At 61.7% G+C, this 13350-nt stretch carries 15 protein-coding genes; 5 read left to right on the top strand and 10 right to left on the bottom strand.

Annotated elements, in window-relative coordinates:
- Positions 1-83: 83 nt before the first annotated feature.
- The gene (locus tag ACE3PP_RS10265) at positions 84-500 is read left to right on the top strand and encodes an HIT domain-containing protein (protein ID WP_374381495.1); all 417 of its coding nucleotides are present in this window, start codon (positions 84-86) and stop codon (positions 498-500) included.
- Here the strand turns inward: ACE3PP_RS10265 and ACE3PP_RS10260 are convergent.
- Together ACE3PP_RS10260 and ACE3PP_RS10255 are read right to left on the bottom strand one after the other, a co-directional pair.
- Positions 494-718: a hypothetical protein gene (locus tag ACE3PP_RS10260; protein WP_374381492.1), complete on the bottom strand. Its 225-nt coding sequence runs from the start codon at positions 716-718 to the stop codon at positions 494-496. The genes ACE3PP_RS10265 and ACE3PP_RS10260 overlap by 7 nt on opposite strands.
- A gap of 1 nt (position 719) precedes the next feature.
- Entirely contained in the window at positions 720-1517 is a 798-nt protein-coding gene (locus ACE3PP_RS10255; protein ID WP_374381489.1) for a 5'-methylthioadenosine/adenosylhomocysteine nucleosidase, read from the bottom strand.
- Positions 1518-1636: 119 nt separating this feature from the next.
- Between ACE3PP_RS10255 and ACE3PP_RS10250 the strand changes: the two genes are divergently transcribed.
- Positions 1637-3076, top strand: coding sequence for a deoxyribodipyrimidine photo-lyase (locus ACE3PP_RS10250; RefSeq protein WP_374381486.1), 1440 nt, complete (start codon positions 1637-1639; stop codon positions 3074-3076).
- Between the two features lie 138 nt (positions 3077-3214).
- Positions 3215-3880 carry an OmpW family protein gene (locus ACE3PP_RS10245; RefSeq protein WP_374381483.1) on the top strand — a complete coding sequence of 222 codons (666 nt, stop codon included), beginning with the start codon at positions 3215-3217 and terminating at the stop codon, positions 3878-3880.
- A 63-nt stretch (positions 3881-3943) separates the two neighbouring features.
- Here ACE3PP_RS10245 and ACE3PP_RS10240 read toward each other — a convergent pair whose 3' ends face one another.
- The 4 genes from ACE3PP_RS10240 to ACE3PP_RS10225 are packed head-to-tail and all read right to left on the bottom strand — an operon-like array spanning position 3944 to position 7261.
- Positions 3944-4450 (bottom strand): DUF934 domain-containing protein, encoded by a 507-nt coding sequence (locus tag ACE3PP_RS10240; RefSeq protein WP_374381481.1) that lies wholly within the window; start codon positions 4448-4450, stop codon positions 3944-3946.
- On the bottom strand, positions 4413-6095 hold the full coding sequence (locus tag ACE3PP_RS10235; protein ID WP_374381478.1) for a nitrite/sulfite reductase: 1683 nt from the start codon (positions 6093-6095) through the stop codon (positions 4413-4415). Before ACE3PP_RS10235 ends, ACE3PP_RS10240 begins: the two co-directional genes overlap by 38 nt.
- A gap of 9 nt (positions 6096-6104) precedes the next feature.
- Positions 6105-6434, bottom strand: coding sequence for a DUF2849 domain-containing protein (locus tag ACE3PP_RS10230; protein WP_374381475.1), 330 nt, complete (start codon positions 6432-6434; stop codon positions 6105-6107).
- The gene (locus tag ACE3PP_RS10225) at positions 6431-7261 is read right to left on the bottom strand and encodes an NAD(P)-dependent oxidoreductase (RefSeq protein WP_374381472.1); all 831 of its coding nucleotides are present in this window, start codon (positions 7259-7261) and stop codon (positions 6431-6433) included. Before ACE3PP_RS10225 ends, ACE3PP_RS10230 begins: the two co-directional genes overlap by 4 nt.
- Before the next feature lie 208 nt (positions 7262-7469).
- On the opposite strand from ACE3PP_RS10225, the gene ACE3PP_RS10220 reads away from it, so the two are divergent.
- Positions 7470-7958 carry a transcriptional repressor gene (locus ACE3PP_RS10220; protein ID WP_374381469.1) on the top strand — a complete coding sequence of 163 codons (489 nt, stop codon included), beginning with the start codon at positions 7470-7472 and terminating at the stop codon, positions 7956-7958.
- 7 nt (positions 7959-7965) lie between these two features.
- Here ACE3PP_RS10220 and ACE3PP_RS10215 read toward each other — a convergent pair whose 3' ends face one another.
- Both ACE3PP_RS10215 and ACE3PP_RS10210 read right to left on the bottom strand, forming a co-directional pair.
- Positions 7966-8508 carry an HD domain-containing protein gene (locus ACE3PP_RS10215; protein WP_374381466.1) on the bottom strand — a complete coding sequence of 181 codons (543 nt, stop codon included), beginning with the start codon at positions 8506-8508 and terminating at the stop codon, positions 7966-7968.
- Positions 8505-9647 carry a TauD/TfdA family dioxygenase gene (locus ACE3PP_RS10210; RefSeq protein ID WP_374381463.1) on the bottom strand — a complete coding sequence of 381 codons (1143 nt, stop codon included), beginning with the start codon at positions 9645-9647 and terminating at the stop codon, positions 8505-8507. Before ACE3PP_RS10210 ends, ACE3PP_RS10215 begins: the two co-directional genes overlap by 4 nt.
- Positions 9648-9756: 109 nt before the next feature.
- Here ACE3PP_RS10210 and ACE3PP_RS10205 point away from each other — a divergent pair, with 109 nt between their 5' ends.
- Positions 9757-10692, top strand: coding sequence for a LysR substrate-binding domain-containing protein (locus ACE3PP_RS10205; RefSeq protein ID WP_374381460.1), 936 nt, complete (start codon positions 9757-9759; stop codon positions 10690-10692).
- Here ACE3PP_RS10205 and phnY read toward each other — a convergent pair.
- The gene (gene phnY / locus ACE3PP_RS10200; protein WP_374381457.1) at positions 10658-12085 is read right to left on the bottom strand and encodes a phosphonoacetaldehyde dehydrogenase; all 1428 of its coding nucleotides are present in this window, start codon (positions 12083-12085) and stop codon (positions 10658-10660) included. The two genes, ACE3PP_RS10205 and phnY, sit on opposite strands and share 35 nt — an antisense overlap.
- 11 nt (positions 12086-12096) lie before the next feature.
- The gene (gene phnA / locus ACE3PP_RS10195) at positions 12097-13347 is read right to left on the bottom strand and encodes a phosphonoacetate hydrolase (protein ID WP_374381454.1); all 1251 of its coding nucleotides are present in this window, start codon (positions 13345-13347) and stop codon (positions 12097-12099) included.
- Positions 13348-13350 lie beyond the last annotated feature (3 nt).

Raw genomic sequence — 13350 nt, 5'->3', positions numbered from 1 at the left:
CTCCAAATCCGTGATAACTTGCCCCAGTTCCGGATTCGGTGACAAGGCCGAGACTGATCATCCGCCGCCCGAGGAGACCAAATGTGAGCGACGCCACATTCACGCTGCACCCCCAATTGTCAGCAGACACTTTCCTGGTCGCGGATTGGCCGCTGTGCCGCATCCTGCGGATGAACGACCAAACCTATCCCTGGCTGATTCTGGTGCCGCGACGGAACGCCTTGCGGGAGATCATCGATCTGTCCGAAGATGACCAACTGACCTTGATGCGTGAGATTTCCCGCACCAGCACGGCCTTGCGCGACCTGACCAGTGCCCACAAGCTGAACGTCGCGGCACTCGGCAATGCCGTCCCGCAACTGCACATCCATATCATAGCCCGCTTTACCGGCGATCCGGCCTGGCCGCGGCCGATCTGGGGCGTGAACCCGCCAAAGCCGTTCGACGAAGCATCCGCCCGTGCCGAGGCAGAACGCCTGCGTGCCGCCTTGGGTCAGTAAGGCGCGCGTCCCTTGAACTCATGGCCGGTGATGAGGCTGGCCATGTGCAGGATCAAGGTGAAACAGATCACGACGGCAACGAACTGAATGGCAAACCACGGGACACCGTGAATGCGGCGCTCATAGGGCCGGCGCATCTGCAGATTGGCGACAATTCCGCAGGCCAAAGCCGTCAGAAAGATGGCCGCACTGGCGAAAAGTCCGGGCCCACCAGGCACGTCAAAGCTCGCGGATAATGTGGCGCAGCACCAGGGCGGCGCCGGGGGCCACCGCATCGACAAAGCGCGGGAAATCCAGATGACTCTCGGCGCCCGCCAGATCGCTGAGACAACGGACCACGACGACCGGCAACCCCAGCAGGGCACCGACCTGCGCCACCGCCGCACCTTCCATCTCGACCGCCTGGGCCTCGAACTCCTGGTGCAGCCGGCGCCGCGCCGCCTCGCTGTTGATGAACTGGTCGCCGGAGAGAATGCGCCCCATCAGCACACGGCGCGGCAATCCTTCCGGCCTGTCATGCGCGCTTTGGGATTCTGGCGCCACGATATCGCCCGGCAAGTCCGGCAATTGGATCGCTGCCGCCACGCGGCGCAACCGCTCGACCATCTCGGGCGAAAGGTCAAAGGCGATATCCTTTCGATTGGGGCCGAGCGGCGGCACACCCGGCCGGAAGGGCGTCAGCGCCGCATCGTGCAGATGACCGTAATCATGCTGCACCAGGGAATGAGCGATGATGGTATCGCCGATGTGCAAACTTGGGTCGAGACCCCCGGCTACCCCACTGACCACCAGGCCACGGCAACCGAATTCCCGCGCCAGCAACGCTGCCGTCACAGCGGAGGCAACCTTTCCCACGCCGCTTTCGGCAACGACGACGTCGTGACCTTCGAGCGCCCCCAGCGTCACCGACCGGCCGAGCAGATCGCGTGTCTCGATAGCGGTCATATGCTCCCGCAAGGCGGCCTTTTCCTCCGCCATGGCGCAGATAACGGCCAGCGGAGCATTCGCGTTGGGCATGGTGGACCTTTGACCTATGGCAAAACGGATTCCGGCACCCTAATCTCGACCTTGCTTCCGGTCCAGGATTCCAGGATCGGCCGCTTGTACCGGCAAGAGCAAGATATACGCGCAGACCGATGCCCAAATCCACCGCCCCCACCCTCCTCTGGCTGCGCCGGGACCTGCGCCTGCACGACAATCCGGCGCTTGGCGCGGCCATCGCTGCCGGCAGCCCGGTCATTCCCATCTACATCGACGATGAGCCGAAGCTGGGCGGTGCCGCGCGCTGGTGGCGCGGGCGCAGTCTTGAGGCCTTGGGTCGATCGCTCCAACGGATCGGCTCGCGCCTGATCCTGCGCCAGGGACCGGCCTTGCCAGCGCTGACTGACCTCGTGCGGGAGACAGGTGCGGTGAGGCTGAGCTTCAATCGCCGCTTTGAGCCGCGCGGTCTCAACGCAGATGCCGAGATCGTGACCCATTTCCGGTCGGTCGGGCTCGAGGTGATCGAAAGCAATGGCAATCGTCTCCATGAGCCCTGGGCCCTGAAGACGCTGAAAGGCGACCCGTTCCGGGTGTTCACACCCTTCTGGCGGCGACTGGCTGAAAGCTATCGCCCTCCCCAGCCCGTCGCGACGCCGTCGAAATTGCCGGCACCTGCGACTTGGCCCTCTTCTGCCGACCTCACCGATTTTGCCGTCGCTGCCACTTGGGCCGCCGGCATGAACGACAACTGGAAGCCGGGCGAAGCGTCTGCGCTGGTGCGCCTTGACGCATTGCCCCAGAAGGTCGCGACCTACGCGGCACAGCGCGACCTGCCCGGAATCGATGGCACGTCGCGCCTCAGCCCGCATCTTGCCTGGGGCGAAATCAGCGTCCATGAGATCTGGCGGCGCCTCGGCGGCAGCGATACGGCGCAAAACGCCTTTCTACGCGAACTCGGCTGGCGCGATTTCAATTCCCATCTGCTCTATCACTATCCGCGCCTGCCGGTCGACAATTGGAACCGGCAGTTCGATGGCTTCCCTTTCCAAAACCCCGGGGCGGACTTCACGGCCTGGTGTCGCGGGCAGACCGGGTTCCCGATCGTCGACGCCGGAATGCGCGAGCTTTTTGCCACGGGATGGATGCATAACCGCGTGCGCATGATCACGGCTTCGTTCCTGATCAAGGACCTCCTGATCGACTGGCGTGAAGGCGAAAAATGGTTCTGGGATACGTTGGTCGATGCCGATCTCGCGCAGAATGCCGGCAACTGGCAATGGGTCGCAGGATGCGGTGCGGACGCCGCCCCCTATTTCAGAATCTTCAACCCGACGACGCAGAGCGAAAAGTTCGATCCGCAAGGAACCTATGTACGGAAGTGGCTGCCGGAACTGGCGCAATTGCCAAGCACTCTCATCCACGCGCCAGCGACCGCACCGTCGACCGAACTGTCCAAAGCCGGCATTATCCTTGGAAAAACCTATCCATTGCCGATCGTCGATCACGCCAAGGCCCGCGCGCGTGCCCTAGCGCTCTATAAGACTCTCGGCGGCGGCCAAACAGGCGATGCCGGCACCGGAAATCTCTTCCCCTAATACGTAGAAATACGAATGTGCCAACCTGTCACGCGGCATTCTGCCAAGCTGACATATGGCTGACATATCGGGCATTTTCTCCATGAGCTTGGTAGTGAGTCTACCGCGCTCACTTCGACTTCATGGGGATGATGAAAGATGAAAAAGAAAAACCTCTTGCTCGCTGGCCTCGCCGTCGCGGGTAGCCTCTTCTTCGCCGATATTGCCGCCGCCCAGGAGGAAATCGCCCCTGAGCCCGGCAAGAGCGCCGGCGACTTTATGATCCGCTTGCGTGGCATCGGTGTCATTCCGCGCGACAATGCCGATATCGACCCGATCGGTGGCGATACCGAGCTCAGCAACACCGGCATGCCGGAAGTGGATTTCACCTACTTCTTCACCGACAACATCGCGGTCGAACTGATTGCCTCGACGACGCACCACAACGTGTCAGCGAAGGGCACCTCTGCGGGCGATGTCGATCTCGGTGACGTCTGGCTGCTGCCGCCGACCCTGTTGGCGCAGTATCACTTCTTCCCCAAGTCGCGCTTCAGCCCCTATGTCGGCGCCGGCATCAACTACACGATCTTCTATGCCGTCGATGAAGCCAAGAACAGCATCGCCAAGGATGTCGATTACGAGAACAGCATCGGCTGGGCCCTGCAGATCGGCGCCGATTATCGGCTGGACGATCATTGGTACGTCAACGCCGACGTGAAGCGCCTGTTCCTGGATACCGATGTCAACATCAACAATGGCGGCGTCAAGGCGGATGTCGATGTCGATCCCTGGATCTTCGGTATGGGTATCGGCTACAAGTTCTAAATTTCCGGCGAATGAAGAAGGCCCGCGTTCCTCCTGGAAACGCGGGCCTCTTTTTTGTGCATCTTAGGCGGCGGCTGATTCCGGAGAATGCCGCAAGCTGATCGCCGTCCGGCGTTGGTCGCCCGTCGGCTGGTAGAAGACCGAGAATTCTCTCAAGGCTTCGGCATAGCCTTCGACGCGCTTCTCGGCCGGCGGTTCGATTGTGTCGATGCCGCAGCGAAGCATGAAGAGATACTGGTCGCGCAGGACCTGACCGAAGGCGCGGATTTCACCGCGGTACTTCAACCGGTCCCGCAGAACGCGCGCATAGGAAAAAGCGCGGCCATCGGTGAATTTCGGAAATTCAAGCGCCACCAACGACAATTGATCGAGGTCGTCGGCGATGAGCAGCGGCGACTGGTCGCTCTTCAGGCTGACGCCGATCGCTGCGTTGCGGCCACGCAAGGCGTCGCGCTCGTTCTGCCAGCGCTCAAGCGATACGATCACCTTGGCGCCGTCCGGCAGGGCCGCGTCGTCGGCGACCCGAACCCACTCATTCGGCTGCGCTACGCCGTTCTTTAAGACTGTCATAGACCTTCTCCTTGAAGGGTTCGATGCCGACACGGCGATAGGTATCGATGAAGCGTTCCGATTTGTCGGTGCGCAGATCGATATAGATATCGATCACCGTCTCGATCGCATCGGTGATCTGGTCATACGAGAAAGCCGGGCCAAGGATCTTGCCGATGGAAATGTCCTCGGCCGACGAGCCACCCAGCGTCACCTGGTAGAACTCCTCGCCCTTCTTGTCGACGCCGAGGATGCCGATATGGCCGACATGGTGATGCCCGCAGGCATTGATGCAGCCCGAGATATTGAGGCGCAGTTCGCCGATATCGGCCAAACGCTGCGGGTCGCTGAAGCGGCGCGAAATGCGCTGCGCCACCGGCACCGAGCGCGCATTGGCGAGATTGCAATAGTCGAGGCCCGGGCAGGCGATGATATCGCTGACGAAACCGATATTGGGCTCGGCAAGCTTCACTGCCGCAAGGCGCTGCCAGAGCGCATGGAGATCCTGCTTGCGCACATGTGGCAGCACCAGATTCTGCCGATGGGTCGCACGCACCTCGCCGAAGCTGTAATCGTCGGCAAGGTCCGCCACCACATCCATCTGGTCGGCGGTGATGTCCCCCGGCGCTGCACCGACCGGCTTCAGCGACACCGTCACGGCAGCATAGCCGTCGACCTTGTGCGGGTCGGTGTTGGCGCGGACCCAGCGGGCAAATTCAGGATCGCTCTTCTTCTGAGCCTCGAGCTCCGGCACGAAGGCCGGCAGCTTCTCATAAGCGGGCGCTGCGAAATAGGCGCGGATGCGCGCCACCTCCGCATCGGGGAGCTTCAGGACGCTGTCCTTGATGCGCAGCCATTCCTCGTCGACCTGACGAGTGAATTCCTCGACGCCAAGCGCCTGGACCAGGATCTTGATGCGGGCCTTGTAAATATTGTCGCGACGGCCGTGCATGTTGTAGACGCGCAAGGTCGCATCGAGATAGGAGAGCAGATCCTCCTTCGCGACGAAGGCCTTGGCGAGCGGACCGATGATCGGGGTACGCCCCTGTCCGCCGCCGGTATAGAAGGCGAAACCGACCTCACCCTTGTCGTTCTTGACGATCTTCAGGCCGATATCATGGGTGCGGAGTGCGGCGCGGTCATGCTCGGAGGCAATCACCGCGATCTTGAATTTGCGCGGCAGATAGCTGAATTCCGGATGCAGCGTCGACCATTGGCGGATGATCTCGCCCCAGACGCGCGGGTCCTCGATCTCGTCGGCGGCAACGCCGGCCAGATGATCGGCGGTCACGTTGCGGATACAGTTGCCGCTGGTCTGGATGGCATGCATCTCGACCTCAGCGAGGTGCTTCAGCACCTCAGGTACGTCATCGAGGCGCGGCCAATTGTACTGGATGTTCTGGCGCGTGGTGAAATGGCCATACCCCTTGTCATAGCGGCGCGCAATGAAGGCGAGCTTGCGCATCTGCTTCGAGGACAGTTCGCCATAGGGAATGGCGACGCGCAGCATATAGGCGTGAAGTTGCAGATAGAGGCCGTTCTTGAGGCGCAGCGGCCGAAATTCTTCTTCGGTGAGCTCGCCTGCAAGGCGGCGTGCCACCTGGCCGCGGAACTGCTCGGTGCGTTCGCGAACGAAAGTGGCGTCGAATTGGTCGTAGCGATACATCGCTTCCCCTCAGTCGGAATGGCTAGCTGAAATGCGGGCCGTCCACGACCCGTGATCGATGGGGAATGTCGCATTGTGCGCGGCACGAATGCGCTCGCGCGCCGAGGTCGGGCGCGGGCCCGCGGTATCAACCTCAACCTCGATCAGGTACGGGCCAACGACGATCCGCTGCGCGACATAAGCCTGCGCCTTGGCGAGTGCCGCATCAGCTTCCGCCTGTGTCGCGAACACAGCTCCGTCGGCAAAGGATTCCGACCAGGCTTCAGCGACCGTCCAATAGATGGACTCGCCACCCAACAGCCACTGCGCCGTCACCATCTGGTTGGTTGGCTGGGTCATTGGCTCACCTTTGCAAAAGCGGCCGGCCGCTGCGCCCTGAGACGCACGACATGCCTATCCGTTGGAATTTCCTGACCGATCCACGGCGCCCGTTCGGCATCGCGGCGCGCGAGGTCGACGATCTCGGAGGCGACGCTCTGATCGAATAGAACGAGGTCCGCCTGCTGCAGCGCCCGCAGGGCACCGAGCGTCAGCAGATCCGGGTCGGTGGCATCGATGACCAGTTCCACAAACCGCGCTGGTTCGCGGCGCATGTCGCCGTTGATGGCGCGGATCACTTCACGGGCGGCATCGCGCTCGCGACCTGCGAGCAGCGCCTTGGCGATCGGGCCCTCGAAGAAGCCGGCCCAGAAGTGGCGCCTTCCGTCATGGTCGGCGATGCGTGCATGGACGGCGCTGCGGAAGCGCGCGGCAAAGCGCACCAGCTTCTCGATACCATGCGGCAAGGCAGCCTCGACGGCGGCACGCACGCGTTGCGCCAGAACCGGCGAAGCGCCGTTGGTCGAAATCGCCACGACGATGTCGCCACGGTCCACGATCGCCGGCATGATGAAATCGGAAAGATCCGGCCGGTCGACCACGTTGACGGGAACACCAGCCGATCGCGCCACCGCCGAGATGGCTGCATCCGCATCAGCCTCACCCGTGGCGCCGATCACCAGCACATTCTCACCAACGCGGTCCGCCGAAAAATCGGCCCACGCGACCAGCGTCACAACAGCACCCGCGGCCTGCAGCAAGCGGCGCTTGGCTTCCGCTGCAGCACCCGCTCCAACGACAAGAACCCGTCGATTTTCCAGACGCATGAAGATGGGGAACGCCTGCATCGCCGGCCTATTCACACAAATACAATGGGTTTTGCACAGGTCTTAATCTGCGCGCCTTTCACCTCGATATATAGCGTCTCGCCGGACCGTCAATGGGTTTTTACACTGTGAAATTATTATTCACACTAGCATGAGATATTTTAACAGGAGGACCGAAGCAGCCAAAGTCGCTATAATAGCTCGGAATCGCTGCTTGGGCTTTGAATCAATGGACAAATCCGCCAACCGCGCGACCGCGCCCCATGATCACGCGCATTGCCAGACCGAGGCTCTGTCTCGCGCTGAACTCCTGTGCCAGGAACGCGGCGTGCGCTTGACGCCGCTCCGCCGCAAAGTCCTCGAATTGGTCTGGAACAGCCACCAGCCGGTCGGCGCCTATGCGATCCTCGACCATCTGCGGGAGGGCGATCGTGGTGCCGCCCCGCCCACGGTCTACCGCGCCCTCGATTTTCTGATGGAGCAAGGCCTCATCCACAAGCTGGAGAGCCTCAATGCCTTCATCGGCTGCGATCACCCGGAAGACCGGCATGTCAGCCAGTTCCTGATCTGCACCAAATGCGGGTCGGCAGTGGAAATTCAGGATTCCGGCATCTCAAGTGCCGTCAGCAAAAGTGCAGCGGCTGCGGGCTTCACCGTCAGCCGCCTCACCATCGAGCTTCAGGGCCTCTGCCCCAATTGCGGCAGGGCCGCTGCCTGAGAGCGCCTTAGTCGCGTCTGCATCCATCTATGAACGGCTCGAAATGCCCCAGATCGGGCACCTCCCAGCCGGCGATCTTTCCTTCATCGTCCCAGCGGCGCAGCTGGATGCCTTCCTTGAAGTAAGGCTCGTTTTCGAAAGCCTTCACCTCATCCTCTGACATCAGGCCGCCCTGGAGTTTCAGCGACTGGATCGACGCTTCGGAAAGAAGGTCGTAATAGCCCTTCTCCTTGGTCGCGAGATAGCGCTTGGCGGCAACATGGAGGCGCACCGGTTCGGATACTTCCGGCCCGAAATGCTGTGACAGCCAGGCCGAACCCAGGCTTTCATGCACCGTGTCGACACCTTGGTCGGCAATGTCTTCCGGCAGATCATGCAGCATATGCCCGATATCGTGGAGCAGAGAGGCCACGATCTGTGACGCCGGCGCCCCGTCCCGCTCGGCGCAATAGCCGCATTGCAGCGCATGATCGAGCTGGTTGACGCCTTCCCCATAGCTCTGTTGCCCACGCTTGTCGAAGGCTGCGCGAATGGCGCGCATCGTGTTCATGCTGCTGCTCCCTTGTTGTCCGCGAGTTGCCGGCGCAGGACGCGCGCCCGGCTGTCGATGCCATCTCTGTCTACGTAGCATCCCTGCAAATGGCGACGGCCGCGTGACGGATCGAAGGCAGTCCGACCATGCAGCGCCCGGTCATTCTGCATCACGACACAGTCGCCCGGCTCCAGCTTGAAAATCAACTCGCCTTCCGCCCGATGCAGAACGTCGGCAAATTTGCGATAGGCCGCAAACCAAGGTTCCACAATGTCGGCCGGCGCATCCAGCCAATCGAGCGAGCGGTTGTTGAAATGGACGCCCACGATGTCGCCATCTTCATCGACCGTGATCAGTGTCTGCCGGGCATTGAGGTCCGCATTGTCGGAACGGAAGCGGAAATTGACCGGGACGCGGGTCAGCAGATCGAAGGCGGCCGGGTCCTCATCGCGCAAGATCGTCGCGGCCTTGAACCCGTCCACCAGCAAGGTGTCGCCACCCGGCGCATCCGAAATCAGGCAATGGAGAAGCTGCACACCCGGTGTCGGATCGCGATAGGGATTGTCGGAATGAACCCCGAGCCCGATCGGCGTATAGGCAAGGTTGGTGGGATTGGGCACGGAAACGACGTCGAAGAAGGCGCCGTAATTGGTCACGCGCACAAAGCCCAGCCGATTGCCGATCTTCAGCACCGTCTCCGCTTCCACCGGCGAATGACGGATCAGGCCGAAGCCATGCGCGTGATAGGCGTCGATAAACGCTAGCTCAGCGGCCGGGTTGGCAATCATCTGACGCCAATCGCCCACCGGCATATCTGCGCCGAGCGTCTTGTCCCAAAGTGTGGGCTTTGGCTTTCGTGCCTTTCGCGCGGACGGCGAGAGATTGTGCGCCTGCAGCCAGTCGGCCGTGAAGGTGGACGAATGCCCCTCCGGCGCCCAGCTGACGATCAGCGCGCCGTCGCCACGCGTCTCGACCGAAGCGATCTTGAGGTCGCTCGGCAGATCGGTGATCTCATAGAGGCGCTGCCCGTTGCCGGGATGGCGGCACTTGGCGCAGCGGCAATTGTCGCGCAGCCAGATGGCCGGAAAAGTGGCGGCGCCACCGGTTTTCCACGAAACCGTCAAGCTGGTGGCCGTGTGCGTGATATTGGCGATCATGTCTGCCTCTCGGAACCAATGGATCCCGGTGATGATGACCGAGCTTGCGACCTGCGACAAATGAGCCTAGCTTGGCGTATCGTTAAGTGCCACTTAAGATTAAGATATCGTGACAAGACCGGCACCTCCCCCCTTTCCTTGGCTGCGCGCTTTCGAGGCGACCGCACGACATCTCAGCATGACCCGCGCCGCTGCCGAGCTCAACGTCAGCGCCTCGGCCGTCAGCCAGCAGATCGCGGCACTTGAGGCCTATCTCGGACGGCCGCTCTTCACCCGCGCCAACCGCCGCCTGGCATTGACGCCGGGCGGCGCCTTGATGGCCCCGAAGCTCGGCAATGCTCTCAACCTGCTGCATGAGGCGATCGACGATTCCCTCCCCGCACGACGGCAGCAATCGCTGCAGGTCAAGGTGACGACCTCGTTCGGCAGCCAGTGGCTGATGAACCGCCTCGACGGCTTTCGCCAGCTTCATCCCGGTCTCGCCGTGCAGGTCTCGGCAACCGCCGAACCCATTGAAAGCACCCGGTCGACGGCCGAGATCGAGATCCGCTACGGCACGGGTGACTGGCCCGATGTCGCCGCAGAGAAATTGGTAGACGAGTTCATCTTTCCCGTCTGCCATCCGAAATTGCTGCGCCGGAAGCCGCCCCTCAAAAGCGCCAAGGATCTGCACCGCTACGACCTCATCGACGTTCCCGGATATCCGCAAGGTTGGTCCGACTGGTTGCGCGCCGCCAAGGTCTCGGTTGATTGGATGAAACATCGCATCGCCGTCGACCAGTCGATCATGGCCATTCAACTGGCGCTCGCGGGGAAAGGCGTCGCCCTCGGCCGCTCACCCCTCATCCAGCGGGAACTGGCCGACGGCAGACTGGTCGCCCCCTTCACCTTGAAGCTCGACACGAAGGCCGGCTACTGGGTGGTCCATCGCCGGCGCAGCAGCGAACAGCGGAAAGTGCTGGCCTTCAAGAACTGGCTGGTCTCGGAGGCCAACACGCCCGCCATCGGACTTACCAAGGCAAGGAATAAGTCTTCACGTTCGTGAAGCACTTCATTGCCTCAATGACGCCTTCTTTGTAGCCGAGGCCGGAATCCTTGATGCCGCCGAAGGGCGACATTTCGATGCGATAGCCCGGCACCTCGCGCACATTGACCGTGCCGACCTCAAGATCCTTCACGAAGCGCGTGATGTAATCGAGGCGATTGGTGCAGACGCCGGATGACAGGCCATAGGCGGTCGAATTGGAAACGCGGATAGCCTCGTCGATATTCTTCACGCGGATAACCGGCGACACCGGCCCGAAGGTTTCGACGCGCACGAGATCGCAATCGAACGGCACGTGATCGACGACGGTCGGCGAATAGAGCGCGCCTTTGCGGATGTTGCCATAGAGCAGCTTGGCGCCGTGAGCGACGGCATCGTTGACCTTGTCCTCGCAATAACGGGCCGAGGCCTCGTCGATGACGGTGCCCATGTCCGTCTCCGGATCCATCGGATCGCCATATTTGATCTTCTTCGTCTTCTCGAGCAGCAGCTCGACGAAGCGGTCGGCGACGCTCTCGACCACGATCATGCGCTTCACAGCGGTGCAGCGCTGGCCGGAATTCTTGTAGGAGCCGGCAACGGCAAGCGTCGCCGCTTCTTCGATATCGGCGTCTTCCATCACGATCAGCGGATCGTTGCCGCCGAGTTCCAGCACCGCTCGGCGATAGCCCATATGGGCCGAGATGTACTTGCCGACCGAGACACCACCCGTGAAGGTGATGAGATCGACATTGGGATCTGTCAGCAACGAGTCCGCGATTTCGCGCGGGTCGCCCGTGACGACCTGAAACATTTCCTTTGGCAGACCGGCCTCGTAAAGCACATCGGCCAGCACCAGGGCGGTGAGCGGCGTCTTTTCGCTGGGCTTCAGAACCATGCGATTGTTCGTGGCAATCGAGGGCGCCACCTTGTGGGCCACCTGGTTGAGCGGATGATTGAACGGCGTGATGGCGGAAATGGCATTGAGGAGCGGGTCGCGCTGCGTGTAGATGCGGCGCTTCTTGCCGTGCGGGGTGATATCGCAAGAGAAGATTTCCCCGTCATCCTTGATGACGATGGTCGATGCCAGATGAAAGACGTCATAGGCGCGGCCGACTTCGTAGAGCGTATCCTTGAGGCAAAGACCTGATTCCGCCGTGATGAGCTCGGCAATTTCTTGGCGGCGGCTGACCAGGATTTCCGCCGTCTTGCGCAGGATCTGGCTGCGGTCGGCGCGGCTCAAGGTTGCCTTGTAATTCTTCGCGGTCCGGAACGCGCTGGCGATGTCATCCAGGCTAGCCTTCGGACAGGTGCCGATCACTTCATTTGTATAAGGATTGAAGACTTCGAAATGGCGGTCGCCGGCCGTCGACGAATTGACCGTCCGCATCTTCTCTTTGCGCAGGATACCCATGACACGTTTCCTCAGATCGCTTTCTTCTGCGGCAGGGCCGCGGGAATGGCATAATTGCAAGCGAGATCGAAGGCGCTGAAATTGCGCAGACGATAGCCGGCAGGAAGAGCCTTCAGCTTGCGGTTCACGATGACGGGAACCTGCTGCTCGGTCATGCCGCCGTGGCTCCGGAGCGGCACGGTGAGACCGCTGAGATCGTGCCGCGAGACCGAGGTTCCCAGCGCATGGTTCTTGGCCGAGATGGCGATGATATCGCCGACGCGATCTTCCGGAAGCTCGAACCGGCGGCAGCCCTCTGCCCGGTCGACGACGAGTTCCATCCCCGGCAGCTGCGCCAGACGTGCGATGATATCCTTCTTGTCGGCATTGTCCGGCAGATAGACGGTGGCAAACGAACCGAGCGCGCCGTGATGCACCACATAGGGATCAGTGATCGGCAGGATGACGCGCGCGGCGGCGGCACCCAGCCATCCATCGAGCACGTCCTGCAGGTAGATCACCTGCGGCTTGCCGTCGGCACCGTGCTTGTCGTTCATCCCGTGATCGGCGGTGAGCACGATGGTGGCGCCCATCGCTTCGATCTCGCCGAGATAGCGGTCCATCATGGCATAGAAATCGTTGGCGACCTTGGTGCCCGGCGCGTGCTTGTGCTGGATGTAATCAGTCGTCGACAGGTACATGATGTCGGGCTGCTCGGCCTGCATCAGCTTGACGCCGGCGGCGAAGACGAATTCGGAGAGATCCGCACTGTAGACCGAGGGCAGCGGCTTGCCGACGAAGGCCAGCGCATTGTCGATGCCATGTTCGGCCTTGGTCGTCTGGTCGGCCTTCTCGGCCGAGAAACAGATCCCCTTCATGCCCTTGCCGAGGAGGAGGCGCAGCTTGTCCTTGGCGGTGACGACGGCCACTTTGGCCCCTTCCCGCGCAAAGGCTGCGAGGATCGTGTCGGCGCGCAGGAATTTCGGATCGTTCATCATCACCTCCTGCCCGCTTTCGCGGTCATAGAGGTAGTTGCCGCAGATGCCGTGGACCGAGGGCGGCGCGCCGGTGACGATGGAAAGATTGTTCGGGTTGGTGAAGCTCGGCACCACGCAATCGCCGATGAGATCAGCGCCTTGCGCGACGGCGTTCTTCAGCCAGGGCATGACGCCCGCGCTGATCGCTTCCTTTAGATAGTCCGGCTCGCAACCATCGACACAGACGATGACGATCGGTTCTTGTGGCGCCGCATAGGTCTTGCCGTTGACGCTGACATTCTTCATCGG

The organism is Dongia sp. (genome assembly GCF_041910485.1).
GTDB lineage: Bacteria > Pseudomonadota > Alphaproteobacteria > Dongiales > Dongiaceae > Dongia.
This window is presented reverse-complemented; position numbering and strand designations above follow the sequence as displayed.

Excerpts from the sequence above, each read along its gene's own strand:
- ACE3PP_RS10245 (WP_374381483.1), top strand. The coding sequence starts at position 3,215 with ATGAAAAAGAAAAACCTCTTGCTCGCTGGCCTCGCCGTCGCGGGTAGC.
- ACE3PP_RS10255 (WP_374381489.1), bottom strand. The coding sequence starts at position 1,517 with ATGCCCAACGCGAATGCTCCGCTGGCCGTTATCTGCGCCATGGCGGAG.
- ACE3PP_RS10215 (WP_374381466.1), bottom strand. The coding sequence starts at position 8,508 with ATGAACACGATGCGCGCCATTCGCGCAGCCTTCGACAAGCGTGGGCAA.
- ACE3PP_RS10240 (WP_374381481.1), bottom strand. The coding sequence starts at position 4,450 with ATGACAGTCTTAAAGAACGGCGTAGCGCAGCCGAATGAGTGGGTTCGG.
- ACE3PP_RS10250 (WP_374381486.1), top strand. The coding sequence starts at position 1,637 with ATGCCCAAATCCACCGCCCCCACCCTCCTCTGGCTGCGCCGGGACCTG.
- phnA (WP_374381454.1), bottom strand. The coding sequence starts at position 13,347 with ATGAAGAATGTCAGCGTCAACGGCAAGACCTATGCGGCGCCACAAGAA.
- phnY (WP_374381457.1), bottom strand. The coding sequence starts at position 12,085 with ATGGGTATCCTGCGCAAAGAGAAGATGCGGACGGTCAATTCGTCGACG.
- ACE3PP_RS10225 (WP_374381472.1), bottom strand. The coding sequence starts at position 7,261 with ATGCAGGCGTTCCCCATCTTCATGCGTCTGGAAAATCGACGGGTTCTT.
- ACE3PP_RS10230 (WP_374381475.1), bottom strand. The coding sequence starts at position 6,434 with ATGACCCAGCCAACCAACCAGATGGTGACGGCGCAGTGGCTGTTGGGT.
- ACE3PP_RS10235 (WP_374381478.1), bottom strand. The coding sequence starts at position 6,095 with ATGTATCGCTACGACCAATTCGACGCCACTTTCGTTCGCGAACGCACC.
- ACE3PP_RS10220 (WP_374381469.1), top strand. The coding sequence starts at position 7,470 with ATGGACAAATCCGCCAACCGCGCGACCGCGCCCCATGATCACGCGCAT.
- ACE3PP_RS10210 (WP_374381463.1), bottom strand. The coding sequence starts at position 9,647 with ATGATCGCCAATATCACGCACACGGCCACCAGCTTGACGGTTTCGTGG.